Below are 13,046 nucleotides of genomic sequence, written 5' to 3' on the forward strand. Positions count from 1 at the left end.
GATGACCCGCTTAAATGTCACAGCCAGTAAACTATTAAGACAATTGGTGGCTTGACGACGACGTGACGGCTCCGGAGAATCCGGGCTTCGTTTTTTAACCGGGTACATTATGCAGGCATTGCTGGAACACTTTATCACCCAATCCACGGTCTACTCGTTGATAGCCGTGATGCTGGTGGCATTTCTTGAGTCGCTGGCGCTGGTGGGGCTTATCTTACCCGGCACGGTTATGATGGCTGGTCTGGGGGCGCTCATCGGCAGCGGCGAAGTTAACTTCTGGCAGGCGTGGCTGGCGGGGATTGTCGGCTGCCTGTTGGGAGACTGGATCTCATTCTGGCTCGGCTGGCGCTTTAAAAAGCCGTTACACCGCTGGTCGTTTATGAAAAAAAATCGCGCGCTGCTGGAGAAAACCGAACACGCGCTGCACCAGCACAGCATGGTGACGATTCTGATTGGCCGCTTTGTCGGGCCGACGCGGCCGCTGGTGCCGATGGTGGCCGGGATGCTCGACCTGCCGGTGGCGAAGTTCGTGCTGCCGAATATTATTGGCTGCCTGCTCTGGCCGCCGCTCTATTTCCTCCCCGGTATTCTGGCGGGGGCGGCGATTGATATTCCTGCCGATGAAAACAGCGCCAGCTTCAAATGGCTGCTGCTGGGCGCGGCGCTGCTGGCGTGGCTGGCGGGCTGGCTGTGCTGGCGGCTGTGGCGGAGCGCGAAAACCTCCGGCGATCGCCTGACCCGTTGGCTACCGCGCGGACGCCTGCTGTGGCTGGCGCCGTTGATGGCGGCGCTGGCGGTAGCGGCGCTAACATTTGTTTTCCGCCATCCCCTGATGCCGGTCTATCTTGAGATCCTGCATAAGGTCATTTCGCGCTAATTCCCAACAGCGCCGAGGCACTGCTGTTGCCGCTTAACAGATCGTCAGTGGCGCCGTCCCAGGCAATGCGCCCTTCGGCGACCACGATGGAACGAGGCGCAATGCGCGACGCATCCTCCACGCTGTGCGATACCATCAACAGCGTCAACTGTTGCCGCTGACAGACATCGGCGACCAGCGTCAGCATCTCCTGACGCAGCGCCGGATCGAGCGCCGAGAAGGGTTCATCAAGCAGCAGCACCGGCTGTTGGCGTACCAGACAGCGGGCCAGCGCCGCCCGCTGCCGCTGGCCGCCGGATAGCTCGCCAGGCAAGCGATCCAGCAATGTATCCATTCCCATCTGCCCGGCTATCGCCATGACCTGCGCGTGCTGCTCGCGGTTCAGCTTAAGGCCGGGGTGGATGCCGAGGCCAATATTCTGCCGGACGGTGAGATGGTTAAACAGGTTGTTCTCCTGAAACAGCATAGAAACCGGGCGTTGCGCCGGCGGCGTGGCGTTATGCTTCTCGCCGTCGATCAGCAGGCTACCGCTGGCGGGGGGCAGAAACCCGGCAATCAGATTCAGCAGCGTGCTCTTTCCGGCGCCGCTGGGACCGAGCACGGCGATGCGCTCTCCGCGCTCGACGCTGAGCGTAAATCGCATCGGCAAATGCTGATACAGCCAGGTGACATCATTGAGTTTTAGCATCGCGTCCCGGTAGTTTCTCGATCAAAGTAAAAAGGATAAAGCACAGCAGCAGGAGCAGGAGCGCGGTGACCGCGCCGTCCTGGCTGCGGTAGGAGCCGATCTGCTGATACAGATAGAAAGGCAGCGTGCGGAAGGATTCATTGCCGAACAGCGCCACCACGCCGAAGTCGCCAATCGACAGCACGCAGGCGAAAGCCAGGGCCTGCGCCAGCGGCCGTTTCAGCGCCCGCAGCTCCACCACCCGCAGCCGGTTTAAACCTCGTAGCCCCAACGACTGACACAGGGCGCCATAGCGGGCGGCAATATCGCGCATTGGATTTTCCAGCACCTTCAGGGCATAGGGGATTGCCATCAGCGCGTTGGTAAAGATGACAATCCCGTCGGCGGATTCCGGCAGGCCGATACTGTTATTGAGCAGCAGGAAGAAACCGGTCGCCAGCACAATCCCCGGCATGGCAAGAATAAGCATACCGCTGAGCTCCAGCGTCTGCCCGGCTAGCGGCAGGTTGCGGGCGCGCAGTTCGCGGCTGCTCCACAGCAGCATCATGGTCAGGATAACGCTGAGCAGTCCGGCGGCGATAGCGATACGCAGCGAGGTCCACAGCGCCTGCCACAGTGCGGCTTGGCCGAGCACCTTCGGCAGATTGACGTTGAGCCCATCGACGATCACCGCCAGTAGCGGCGGTAGCAGCAACAGCAGAGCGACGGCGATCAGCGCGTAATCACACAGGCGACTATGCAGACGGTCGTCGGGGTCGCGCCAGCCTTGCACCTGACTGGCGCCGATCGCCACGGCTTTGCTCAGGCGCTGGCTCAGCAGCACCAGCCCAAGGCAGCAGATCATTTGAATAATCGCTAACAGCGCCGCCCGCGCCGGGTCGTAATCAAAGCTTAGCGCCTGATAGATAGCCAGCTCAATGGTGGTGGCCCGCGGCCCGCCGCCTAGTGACAGCACGGTGGCGAAACTTGCGAAGCACAGCATAAAAATCAGCGCGGCCACCGGCGGGATCTGCCGACGCAGCCACGGCCATTCCACAAGACGGAAGAAGACGAAACCGCGCATCCCGAGCTGAGCGGCGATCTGCCGCTGTTCGCCGGGAATGTTTTCCAGCGCCTGCAGCAGCAGGCGGGTCGCCATCGGCATATTAAAGAACACATGGGCCAACAGGATACCCTGTAAGCCGTATGGCGAGAAATCCCACTGCCAGCCGAGCGCGTGGAACAGCGCGGCGAGCCACCCCTGGCGGCCATAGACGCTGAGGATGCCGAACACCGCCACCAGTACCGGCAGGATCAACGTCATCGCGCACAGGCGCAGCAGCAGCGTGCGCCCCGGAAAGCGGCGGCGATACAGGGCGCGGGCGAGGAATATCGCCGGCACCACGGAAAATAGCGCCGACAAAAACGCCTGCCAGAAAGAAAAGCGTACGACGTGCCAGAGATAGCTATCGCTGAGGATCGTCTGCCAGGGCGCCTGCGGCGCTTCCAGCCACAGCGCCAGAAACGCCGCCAGCGCTACGATGACCAGTAAGAAAGCCGCCGCGGCGCCGGGGATCAGCCAGCCGAAACTTAGCGGCTGACGGCGCGTTGCCATGAACCGATCCAGTTTTGACGTTCAGCAGCGACCTGCTGCGGGGTGAACTGCAGCGTGGTTTGCGGTTTGGTTAGCGTATTGAAGCCGGCCGGCAGCGCGACCTGGGTTACCGGGTACATCCAGTTGCCGGTGGGAATGGCGTTCTGGAAGCCTGGCGAGACCATAAATTTCAGGAACTTCTCCGCCAGTTCCGGTTGCTTGCTGGCGGCGGTACGCGCGGCGACTTCAACCTGCAGATAGTGGCCTTCGGTAAAGTCCGCCGCGGCATAATTATCTTTTTTCTCTTCGATGAGGTGATAAGCCGGCGAGGTGGTGTAGCTCAACACCAGGTCGCTTTCGCCTTTCAGGAACAGGCCGTAGGCTTCGCTCCAGCCCTTGGTGACGGTGACGGTTTTGGCCGCCAGCTTCTGCCAGGCTTCCGGCGCCTTATCGCCATACACTTTTTGCATCCACAGCAGCAGACCGAGCCCCGGCGTACTGGTGCGCGGGTCTTCGTAGATCACGCGCCATTTCTGCGGGCTCTCGACCAGCTCTTTCAGGCTTTTCGGCGGGGTTTTCAGCTTGTTTTTGTCATACACGAAGGCGAAGTAGCCGTAGTCGTAAGGCACGAAGGTGTCATTATCCCAGCCGCCGGGTACGGAGACTGCGCTGGCCGGCACGCCGCTTTTGGCAAACAGTTTGCTCTGCGCCGCGGCTGCCAGCAGATTGTTATCAAGGCCGAGCACGACATCGGCTTTACTGTTTTTGCCTTCCATTCGCAGCCGGTTAAGCAGCGAGACGCCATCTTCGAGGGCGACATATTTCAGTTCGCAGCCGCAATCGGCCTCAAATGCCTTTTTAACCGCCGGGCCAGGACCCCAGTCGGCAGAGAATGAATCGTAGGTGTAAACGGTCAGGACCGGTTTAGCAAAGACCGGGGCGGCGACCAGCGCCAGCAGGGGAAGCAGTTTTTTCAACACTTTGCACCTCAATATATGGGGAGGCAAAGGATTTTGAGTAGGCCTCAAATCCCTTCGCCGGCGTTATCCGGATCAGGTTCGACGGGTATTTTCTCAGCCCATACGCTTCATCCTTCAAGCCGCATCTGCGTTAGCTTCGCGCGTTCACCCCAGTCACATAGTTATCTATGCTCCAGGGGATTCACCCGCTTGCTGCCTTGATGCAACTTGAATGATATTGCGTATGTTTATTAGCACCCCGTTGAGAACGGCGATAGTGTAATGATTTTGTTAGATGACGCAAAGCATTCAGGGCTCCGGCGGGGCGAACCACGCCGATTTAAAGTCAAACCAGCCGAGGGTGTTCATGCGCACGCCGCGCATACTGCGCTGGCCCTGAATCATAAGCCAGTGGTGAATCAGCGGAACAATATGCTGTTTCTCCAGCAGTTGCTGGCTCCAGGTCGCCGGGTTGAATTCGCCCGCGCGCCAGCGGTTGGCGTCTGCCTCCCAGTCGATGGGAATGCAGTGATGCATGAGCGGCACTTCATATAAATAGGCGAACAGGGAAAAATCGATCGGCAGCGTGAAGTTGACGCTGTTAAGCCAGATATCGCTCACCGTTTCGCCGCGATGCCAGTCATCATACTCCAGCTCCTGAATGTTCAGCTTCACCTGATGTTCCGCCAGCAGCGCCCGCATGATCCCGCCAATGACCCGATGTTCCACATGATCGCGATAGTAGGTGAGGGTGACTGACTCCAGACCGGCTGGTTTTTCGCAGGCGTGGCTGCGGGCGTGGTGCCAGCGCGGCAGCAGGCCGTAGGCCGGGAACCAGTTACCTTGATAGTGCTCGCCGGCGTGATACAGCAGATTGGCGGGCTGGAACAGATAACTTAACCAGCGGCGCACGTCATCATTGCCGCCCAGCGGGCTGCGACTATCAAAGAGCAGGTAATAGCACCCCTCTTCCAGGCGGCTCTCTACGGCTTTTTCGCTCTCGGTATTACCCTGCAGGGTTAAGCCGCCGTTGGGTTCTTCGCTAATTTCCGGCAGCACCCAGACGTTAACCTCATCGATCAGCGCCCGGTAGCCGAAGTACTCTTCAAAGGCATGGATTTTCAACTGGTTTTGATTATTGCGCGCGACCGCGTAAGGGCCGGTACCGATAGGCATACTGGAAAAGTTCTCCATCGTCCGCCATTCCCGCGGCAGCACCATTGCCGGGACCTGGCCTAACAGCCAGGGCAGCCAACGGTCCGGCTGGCTGAGGTGAATATCCAGCGTCCAGGCGGTCGGCGAGACGATGCGCTCGATATGGGAAAATAGCGGCAGTTCGCTGCTGCGCTGTAGCGAGGAGATAACGTCGGCCATCTCCAGCTCCCGGCCATGATGGAAATGAATGCCGGGACGCAGGAAAAAGCGCCAGTGGTTAGGCGAAATTTGCTGCCAGTGGTGGGCGATATCGGCCTCCAGTTCCCCATTTTCCTCATTTACCCGCGTCAGGGCGCTAAAAATTTGCCGCGCGATGTGGGTCTCCGAACGGCGCAAGGCGCTGCCGGGCAGTAGATTCTTCATCGGCCGATAGTAGAGCACGCGCAGAATGTGCCTCCCCTGGCGGAAACTGCGGCCAAGATGGGAGATCAACATTTGCCTGACCGCCGTTTTATCGCCAACCAGTTGCACCAGCTGATCGATGCGATCCTGCTCCAGTAAATCTTCGGCACGCTGCTGCTGCAGCGCCAGACCGGTATAAAGGAAGGTCAACCTGGAACGCTTGCCGCGCCCGGCTTCGGATTCCCACGCCAGCCAGCCGCGCGCTTCCATCAGGTTGAGCAAGGTGCGCATATGGCGGCGCGAACAGCTAAGCATTTCCGCCAGTTCGTTGAGGGTGGTCTGCTGCGACCTGCCGTCGCAGCATTGCCACAGGCGGATGAACTGTTGTTGCAGACGGCTGGAAGGCATAAAAGAGGAACTCCTGACGAAAACTCAGCAATTTATGAGTTCCTATATTAAGCCAATAATGAACCTCGATGAAGTAAGGAGATGAATATGACGAGGTCAACCACTAAGCAGTTCTATCAACGGTACTTTTCTGCGACGCAGGGCGCGTCCTGGCTGGCCCGCCAGTTAGCAGGAAGGCAGCAGAAAATGCTGGAGGAATTGATGCAGTGGGGAGTTACGTCGCCGACCTCCGATCGTTGACTTGCCGACATCATGTGTGACTGAGTATTGGTGTTATACTCGCCGTTTTCAGGCTGCAAGCGTATTGGCTGCAACTCGAAATCCACAGAGTATAGAATCACCCGCCAGCAGATTGCTTCTGCTGGCTTTTTTCGTTTACTTCGCGTGTGTTAAGGACATTTCATGCTGTGGTTGATGACGATGGGGCGACGGTTAAACGGCGTCTACGCCGCCTTTATGCTGGTGGCTTTTATGATGGGCGTGGCCGGGGCGCTGCAGGCGCCGACGCTTAGTCTGTTTCTCAGCCGTGAAGTCGGCGCACAGCCGTTCTGGGTCGGCCTGTTTTATACGGTGAATGCGATTGCCGGTATCCTGGTGAGCCTGGCGCTGGCCAAACGATCCGATAGCCGCGGCGATCGTCGGCGGTTAATTATGTTCTGCTGCCTGATGGCGGTGGGTAACGCGCTGTTATTCGCTTTCAACCGCCATTATCTGACGCTTATCACCTGCGGCGTCATGCTGGCGTCGGTCGCTAATGCGGCAATGCCGCAGCTGTTTGCCCTCGCCCGCGAATACGCCGATAGCTCTGCCCGCGAAGTGGTCATGTTCAGCTCGGTGATGCGCGCCCAGCTGTCGCTGGCGTGGGTCATTGGCCCACCGCTGGCTTTTATGCTGGCGTTGAATTATGGCTTTATGACCATGTTCTCCATCGCCGCCGGGATTTTTGTCATCAGCCTGGCGCTGATTGCCTTTAAGCTGCCTTCGGTGGCGCGAGTGACGCAACTGCAGGAAGGCAGCAGCCTGCCGGAGCTGGAAGGCGGCTGGCGCGATAAAAACGTGCGCATGCTGTTTATCGCCTCTACGTTGATGTGGACCTGCAACACGATGTATATCATCGATATGCCGTTGTGGATCAGTAGCGATCTTGGCCTGCCGGATAGCCTGGCGGGGATACTGATGGGAACGGCAGCCGGTCTTGAAATTCCGGCGATGATCCTGGCCGGCTACTACGTTAAGCGTTGGGGGAAACGTAAAATGATGGTGGCGGCAGTCGCCGCTGGCGTGCTGTTCTATGTGGGGCTGATTATGTTCCATGGTCGCACGGCGCTGCTGGCGCTTCAGTTATTCAACGCCATCTTCATCGGTATCATCGCCGGGATCGGCATGTTGTGGTTCCAGGACCTGATGCCGGGGCGCGCCGGGGCGGCGACCACGCTGTTTACCAACAGTATCTCCACCGGGGTGATTCTGGCCGGGGTGATTCAGGGAGCGCTGTCGCAAAGCTATGGTCACGCCAGCGTTTACTGGACAATCGCGGCGATTTCGCTGCTGACGCTGTTTTTGACCAGTAGGGTTAAAGATATTTAAGTTATTCTCCCGCGCCGGCCATGCTGGCCCGGCGCGGGATAGCGTTATTTCAGCACGATTTGCTTGATGTCGCCGATGATAAAGATGTAGGCAATCACCCCGATCAGTGCGGTCACCCCAACGTAAATGAGGGCATAAAAGAAGTTACCGGTGGCTGATATAATCACGCCAATGATGAGTGGTGCGATAATTGAGGCCAGATTGGCGCAGAAGTTAAATATACCGCCGGTCAACCCAGCCATATTATCCGGGGCAATATCAGATATTAACGTCCAGCCCAAACCGACCATTCCCTGACCAAAGAAAGCGATCGACATGATAATAATCACCGTCGAATTCGCACTGACCCAATTAGCGGCGATAATGCAGCTAGAAAGGAGCAGTCCGGAAATTATTGGAAGTTTTCGGCTAATGTTTGCCGAACCGGTACGCTTAAGTAGCTTGTCGGAAAGCCAGCCGCCGAAGATGATGCCAACCGCGGCGGCCAGGAATGGCCAGGTGGCGAAAAATCCCACGTGAAGCCACGGCAGATGGCGTTCGTTGGCCAGGTAAGTGGGGAACCAGGTAAGGAAAAAGACAAGCGTAGTGTTACCGGCAAACTGCCCCAGACTGGCGCCGATAATTTGTCGGCAGCAGAGTAGCCGTTTGGCATCGCGCCAGTTAAATGGAATATTTTCACTCGTATTGGTAATCTGGTTGGCGCCAATATAATCCAGCTCTGCTTTATTTGCCGTTTTTGATTCATGTGGCTCATGATAAAAACGCCACCATACGAAAGTGAATAAAATACCCAGTCCGCCGGTCAGGAAAAATAAGGTTCGCCAGCCGTGATGTTCAAGAATTAAATATAGCAATGGCGAGAAGGCGGCTAATCCAATATATTCCCCAACTGTATAAGTGGCGGTGGCTCTGGCGCGTTCATGCTGGGGAAACCATTTGCTGACGATGCGGCTATTGGCTGGAAAGCAGGGGGCCTCGCTGACACCTAGCCCCAGACGCAGAAGGAGCAAAGATTTCAGCCCCAGAGAGAAACTTTGCAGTAGGGTAAATAGTGACCAAAAGAAGATGGACAGGGCGTAGGTCAATTTATTACCGAAACGGTCTAAAAACATGCCGCCAGGAATTTGCGCCAGCGCATAAGTCCAGGCAAAAGCGGAAAAAACAATGCCCATCATTGCCGGGTCAATGTGGATTTCAGTGGTTAATTTTGGAGCGACGATTCCAAGAATGGTACGATCGAGATAATTAATCATCGTACCCAGCGATAACAGCGTTAAAATAAAAATACGCGTTCTGCTTCTTTTTAGCGTGCCGGGCGATGACGCCAGGCTTCCTTGAGAGCCAGGTATAGACATAAAGATTTCCTTTAAAGTTTAAAATATTTTTGCATGTATTTATTCATGCAGAAATATTCTAATGACTCATAGACTGGGTCTATGAATGGCAACGCTTTGTTACGCACAAAAGAAAATATCAAATAATATTTGATGTGAATCTGATATTGACTCGTTGTAGCGTATTATCAACCTGCCGCATGGTATATTAAGCGCAGTGATCTTATTCTTATATTATACGGACAAAAATAATGAACCTGAAGCAACTTTATTATTTTAAGCGATTGAGCGAGACGGAACATTACACCGAAGCTGCCTCCAGCCTGTTCATCACACAACCTTCGCTAAGCCACGCCATATCTGAGTTGGAGAAAGAACTTGGCGTGGCGCTGTTCGCCAGAAAAGGGCGCAACGTCAAAATTACGCAAAACGGTAAACGTTTTTTACCCTATGTGGAAGATGCGCTCGCTTCTTTAGAGAATGGGCGGCTGACGCTGCAAAACAATGATAGCGAAAAGAAAGAGAATATTCGTATCGCCTTTATTTATACGATGGGTGAATTTGTTGTTCCGCAGTTAATTAATAAATACACTAATTCACCATCCAGTCACAAGGTGACTTTTTCCTTTACGCAAGGCACTTCGCTTTCGTTATTACAAGCGTTAAAGGCAGGAAAAACCGATCTGGCGATTTGTTCATATATTGCCGATGAACCAGACATCGACTTTATTCCCATCATTCAGCAGGAACTGGTGGTGGTGACGGCGAAAGATCATCCGCTTGCCAGATTGTATGAAAATGAGGTTGATCTGGTTGAGACGATTCACTATCCCTATATCTACTTCTCGGAGAACAGCGGTTTGCGGCCTTTTATTGATAATGTCTTTATGCAGCAAAAACTGGTGCCGGATATCGCCTGCTACGTCGATGAAGATACCGCGATGGCGGGGTTGGTTAGCATCGATTATGGTATTGCGATTATGCCGAGGATCTCCGCACTGGCAAATTATAACGTGCACATTCTGAAAATAAAAAATGAGCTCCCCCCGCGTTATATCTACCTTGCAACGATGAAGGAAAGGGTACTTTCTTCAGCAATTCAATCGTTTAAAAACGTCATTATTAACGATAGCCAGAGAATCAACTGAGCAAGCGCCCGGAGAGTGGCTCCGGGCAGCCTGTTTATCAGGACAGGATGTCCATTAGCTCGCGCAGCTTAGCAATGGCAATCTGACCCGGCGCGGAGGCCTGGCCGACGGTGCCAAAGGTCATCGCTGAACCGAACAAGCGTCCGGTTACCCGGCTAACGCCGCCGGATTTGCCCATCGACATGGTGATCAGCGGGCGCGTCGCGTACTTCTCTTTCATGGTCAGCGTGGCGGAAAGCAGAGTGAGAACGTCCTGAGGTGTCTGCGGCATCACCGCGATCTTTGGTAGATCGGCACCCAGATCCTGCATTCGACGCAGTCGATAGATGATATCTTCCTGCGCCGGCGTTTTATGGAAATCATGATTGCTCATGATCACTTTTACGCCGGCTTGATGCGCATCGTTCACCAGCGCGCGGATTTGCGCTTCGTCGTTAAACAGCTCGATGTCGATAACATCGGCTAATCCGCTTAGCGCCGCCTGACGGTTAAGTTCAAAATACGCTTCGTCGCTGATTTCCGTTTCGCCGCCCTCTTTCTTACTGCGAAAGGTGAACAGCAGCGGTAGAGCCTTCAGCGTATGACGGATTTCCGCCAGCGCGGCCAGCACCTGGGGGATTTCCCGGACGTGGGTAAAATGGTCAACTCGCCATTCGATAATATCAGCGCCAGCGTCAACCAGGCCCTGCGCATTAGTCAGCAGTTCATCCAGCGTTTTCCCGATCAGCGGTACGCAAATTAAGGTTTCGCCTTCCTTGAAGGTGATGTTCTTTACGGTTACTGCAGTTGTCATGTAGGTATCCATTATTGTTGTCGTGAACCTCAGGCGGTGACGGTGGTGCGAGACACTCTTTGCGCCGCGCGCGCCTGAAGTTGACGATAGCCGATGTACAGGGCGATCACAAAGCCGATAACGGCGATCAGGAAATCAAACCACATAATGCTGGCAATACTAATCTGTGAAAGCCTGGCGGTGATAAGCGGGATCGTGAAGCTCGCGATACTGCCTGCGGTGTAGAAGATCCCGGTCGCCTTGCCTTTGCCATTCGGAAAGCTCATTGCCATGATGGTCGCTCCCAGCTGCAATACCCCGCCGGCAGCGGCAAAGCCGATGACGAAGGCGAAACCGGTAACCATCAGCGGGGTGGGGAACAGGCACACTAACAGCAGTGAGACCATCGACAGGCAGGTATAGATGATCATCGCTACCGCAGAGCTGAATACCTCTTTGACGAAAGCGGCGGTCACGAAGACGCAGACCAGCGAACCGACGGTGTAGATGCTCAGGAGCTTGATCGCCGATGCATAAGGCATACCGACCACGAACTGACCATATTGCGCCAGCCACTGACTGACCAGGTAAAAAGTTGCCATGCCGATATAGCCGTACAGGGTAAAGACAACCATATCCAGTTTGTTGGCTTGCGGTTTAGCTGAAGCCGCTGCCTGCGCCGTTGGAGTCTCTTCCTTTTTGGCCGCCTGGCTATCGGGGAACGGCATCTTGAGCAGATAGATTGCGCTCAGTACAAACAGAGCCGCCGCGATCACGAACGACCAGCCAAACCACAGATTTGCCCATATCAGCAGGCTGATAATGAACGGCAGCAGAAATTGCCCTGCGGAAACGAAGGCTTTGATGAGTACATTAGCGCGGCTGGCGGAGTGCGGGAAAGACTCCATCAGCGCCGGATAGGTTCCGGAGTCGAGGAAGCTGTTCGCCAGACCAGCCATGATGCCAAATACGTAGGCCAGATAAATATTTTTAGTCAGCAGAATGCCGACGAATAAGATCAGATAACTCAGGATCCCGAGATAAATAAAAGGCTTGCGACCAAAGCGATCCGACAAAAAACCGGTCACGATCGTCGCCAGTTTACCGATACCTAATGAGGAGATAACGATCGATACGCCAGCAGCATCTGTTCCCCACTGTTCCTGAAGATGGGCCATGTTGAGGGTGATTAAAAGCACCCCCATGCCGTGGATCAGGTAGTTGAGATACAGCCCTGCCGCAGTAGGGATGTATTTGTTTTTCATCTCTTGCCTCTTAGAACAGAATGCTCTTGACGTAGTCAACCGGCATCTCTTTGCCCGTCCAGATTTCGAACGCGCGCGCGCCTTGCCACAGCATCATTCCCAGGCCGTTGAGGGTGCGGCAGCCTTTTTTCTCCGCCACTTCCAGCAGATGGGTTTTACGCGGGTTATAGACGACGTCGGAGACAATCAGGTCCGGGCGCAGGAAGCTGTCGTTTGGCAGCAGCATCTGGCCTTCGAATGGTTTCATACCGACGCCGGTGGCGTTGGTGAGGATCACGCTGCTGTCGATTTCGGCGCGCAGCTTGTCATGATCGTCGAGATCGAAAAGGTGGATCTCGCAGTCGGTGTTATCGCGGATCTTGGCGACGGTCTGCTCGGCATTGGCGAAGAACTTGTCTTTACGGTTGAAGATCGAGATGGCCTTCACGCCGTCGAGCGCGGCCTGTACGCTGATAGCGGTAGCCGCGCCGCCCGCGCCGAGGATGGTCATCTTTTTGCCGATGATATCGATACCGGCTTCTGACAGCGCGCGCATATAGCCGGTGCCGTCGGTAATGTGACCGGTCAGGACGCCATTATCGTTGACGACGGTATTGACCGCGCCGACCAGCTGCGCCGCCGGTGAAAGCTTGTCGAGATACTGACAAATCTCGGTTTTATTCGGCATTGAGACGTTGTAACCGCGCAGTTTCAGCGCGCGGAAGCCCTGCACGACATCCTTTAGCTCCTGGTTATCGACTTCGAACGCCAGGTAGGCGTAATCGAGACCAAGATGCGCAAAGGCTTCGTTGTGCATGGTCGGCGACATGCTGTGTCTAATCGGGGTAGCGATTAAGCCAATCAGCTCGGTATGACCGGTAAGACGTTCTGCCATGATA

The 13,046-nt window shown here is 55.5% G+C and carries 12 protein-coding genes; 4 read left to right on the plus strand and 8 right to left on the minus strand.

Annotated features, from left to right (window positions below; all coding sequences use genetic code 11):
* Window positions 1–109 precede the first annotated feature (109 nt).
* The gene (locus tag PGR10_RS18820; RefSeq protein ID WP_047042724.1) at window positions 110–877 is read left to right on the plus strand and encodes a DedA family protein; all 768 of its coding nucleotides are present in this window, start codon (window positions 110–112) and stop codon (window positions 875–877) included.
* On the opposite strand, the gene thiQ is transcribed toward PGR10_RS18820, so the two are convergent.
* The 4 genes from thiQ to sgrR all read right to left on the minus strand — a co-directional run bounded on the left by thiQ (window position 864) and on the right by sgrR (window position 6,062).
* The gene (thiQ, locus tag PGR10_RS18825; RefSeq protein WP_430923930.1) at window positions 864–1,565 is read right to left on the minus strand and encodes a thiamine ABC transporter ATP-binding protein ThiQ; all 702 of its coding nucleotides are present in this window, start codon (window positions 1,563–1,565) and stop codon (window positions 864–866) included. The genes PGR10_RS18820 and thiQ overlap by 14 nt on opposite strands.
* Window positions 1,549–3,159, minus strand: a complete 1,611-nt coding sequence (thiP, locus tag PGR10_RS18830) for a thiamine/thiamine pyrophosphate ABC transporter permease ThiP (RefSeq protein ID WP_430923932.1) — start codon at window positions 3,157–3,159, stop codon at window positions 1,549–1,551. The genes thiQ and thiP overlap by 17 nt, the downstream gene beginning before the upstream one ends.
* The gene (thiB, locus tag PGR10_RS18835; protein WP_430923933.1) at window positions 3,135–4,118 is read right to left on the minus strand and encodes a thiamine ABC transporter substrate binding subunit; all 984 of its coding nucleotides are present in this window, start codon (window positions 4,116–4,118) and stop codon (window positions 3,135–3,137) included. Before thiB ends, thiP begins: the two co-directional genes overlap by 25 nt.
* 288 nt (window positions 4,119–4,406) lie before the next feature.
* A complete protein-coding gene (gene sgrR / locus PGR10_RS18840) occupies window positions 4,407–6,062 on the minus strand; it encodes an HTH-type transcriptional regulator SgrR (protein WP_316425190.1) in 1,656 nt (551 codons plus the stop codon).
* Window positions 6,063–6,149: 87 nt separating this feature from the next.
* Here sgrR and sgrT point away from each other — a divergent pair, with 87 nt between their 5' ends.
* Entirely contained in the window at window positions 6,150–6,302 is a 153-nt protein-coding gene (sgrT, locus tag PGR10_RS18845; RefSeq protein ID WP_015704385.1) for a glucose uptake inhibitor SgrT, read from the plus strand.
* A gap of 162 nt (window positions 6,303–6,464) precedes the next feature.
* A complete protein-coding gene (locus tag PGR10_RS18850) occupies window positions 6,465–7,649 on the plus strand; it encodes a sugar efflux transporter (protein WP_087860901.1) in 1,185 nt (394 codons plus the stop codon).
* Window positions 7,650–7,693: 44 nt separating this feature from the next.
* Here PGR10_RS18850 and PGR10_RS18855 read toward each other — a convergent pair whose 3' ends face one another.
* A complete protein-coding gene (locus PGR10_RS18855; protein ID WP_213794610.1) occupies window positions 7,694–9,004 on the minus strand; it encodes an MFS transporter in 1,311 nt (436 codons plus the stop codon).
* Between the two features lie 230 nt (window positions 9,005–9,234).
* On the opposite strand from PGR10_RS18855, the gene PGR10_RS18860 reads away from it, so the two are divergent.
* Window positions 9,235–10,131: a LysR family transcriptional regulator gene (locus PGR10_RS18860; protein ID WP_087860899.1), complete on the plus strand. Its 897-nt coding sequence runs from the start codon at window positions 9,235–9,237 to the stop codon at window positions 10,129–10,131.
* A gap of 37 nt (window positions 10,132–10,168) precedes the next feature.
* On the opposite strand, the gene aroD is transcribed toward PGR10_RS18860, so the two are convergent.
* From aroD to PGR10_RS18875, 3 genes are read right to left on the minus strand one after another with little or no spacing between them, the layout of a single operon-like run.
* Complete coding sequence (gene aroD, locus PGR10_RS18865) at window positions 10,169–10,924, minus strand: type I 3-dehydroquinate dehydratase (protein ID WP_213794609.1); 756 nt, start codon at window positions 10,922–10,924, stop codon at window positions 10,169–10,171.
* Between the two features lie 29 nt (window positions 10,925–10,953).
* A complete protein-coding gene (locus PGR10_RS18870) occupies window positions 10,954–12,168 on the minus strand; it encodes an MFS transporter (protein ID WP_430923934.1) in 1,215 nt (404 codons plus the stop codon).
* Between the two features lie 10 nt (window positions 12,169–12,178).
* Entirely contained in the window at window positions 12,179–13,042 is an 864-nt protein-coding gene (locus tag PGR10_RS18875) for a shikimate dehydrogenase (RefSeq protein WP_045376448.1), read from the minus strand.
* Window positions 13,043–13,046 lie beyond the last annotated feature (4 nt).

This window comes from Klebsiella sp. 141198, from assembly GCF_050600785.1.
In the GTDB taxonomy this organism is placed as follows: domain Bacteria; phylum Pseudomonadota; class Gammaproteobacteria; order Enterobacterales; family Enterobacteriaceae; genus Klebsiella; species Klebsiella aerogenes.

What these genes read in the sequence shown, in the direction of transcription:
- PGR10_RS18820 (WP_047042724.1), top strand. Translation starts at nt 110, where the DNA reads ATGCAGGCATTGCTGGAACACTTTATCACCCAATCCACGGTCTACTCG.
- thiQ (WP_430923930.1), bottom strand. Translation starts at nt 1,565, where the DNA reads ATGCTAAAACTCAATGATGTCACCTGGCTGTATCAGCATTTGCCGATG.
- thiP (WP_430923932.1), bottom strand. Translation starts at nt 3,159, where the DNA reads ATGGCAACGCGCCGTCAGCCGCTAAGTTTCGGCTGGCTGATCCCCGGC.
- sgrR (WP_316425190.1), bottom strand. Translation starts at nt 6,062, where the DNA reads ATGCCTTCCAGCCGTCTGCAACAACAGTTCATCCGCCTGTGGCAATGC.
- sgrT (WP_015704385.1), top strand. Translation starts at nt 6,150, where the DNA reads ATGACGAGGTCAACCACTAAGCAGTTCTATCAACGGTACTTTTCTGCG.
- PGR10_RS18850 (WP_087860901.1), top strand. Translation starts at nt 6,465, where the DNA reads ATGCTGTGGTTGATGACGATGGGGCGACGGTTAAACGGCGTCTACGCC.
- PGR10_RS18855 (WP_213794610.1), bottom strand. Translation starts at nt 9,004, where the DNA reads ATGTCTATACCTGGCTCTCAAGGAAGCCTGGCGTCATCGCCCGGCACG.
- PGR10_RS18860 (WP_087860899.1), top strand. Translation starts at nt 9,235, where the DNA reads ATGAACCTGAAGCAACTTTATTATTTTAAGCGATTGAGCGAGACGGAA.
- aroD (WP_213794609.1), bottom strand. Translation starts at nt 10,924, where the DNA reads ATGACAACTGCAGTAACCGTAAAGAACATCACCTTCAAGGAAGGCGAA.
- PGR10_RS18870 (WP_430923934.1), bottom strand. Translation starts at nt 12,168, where the DNA reads ATGAAAAACAAATACATCCCTACTGCGGCAGGGCTGTATCTCAACTAC.
- PGR10_RS18875 (WP_045376448.1), bottom strand. Translation starts at nt 13,042, where the DNA reads ATGGCAGAACGTCTTACCGGTCATACCGAGCTGATTGGCTTAATCGCT.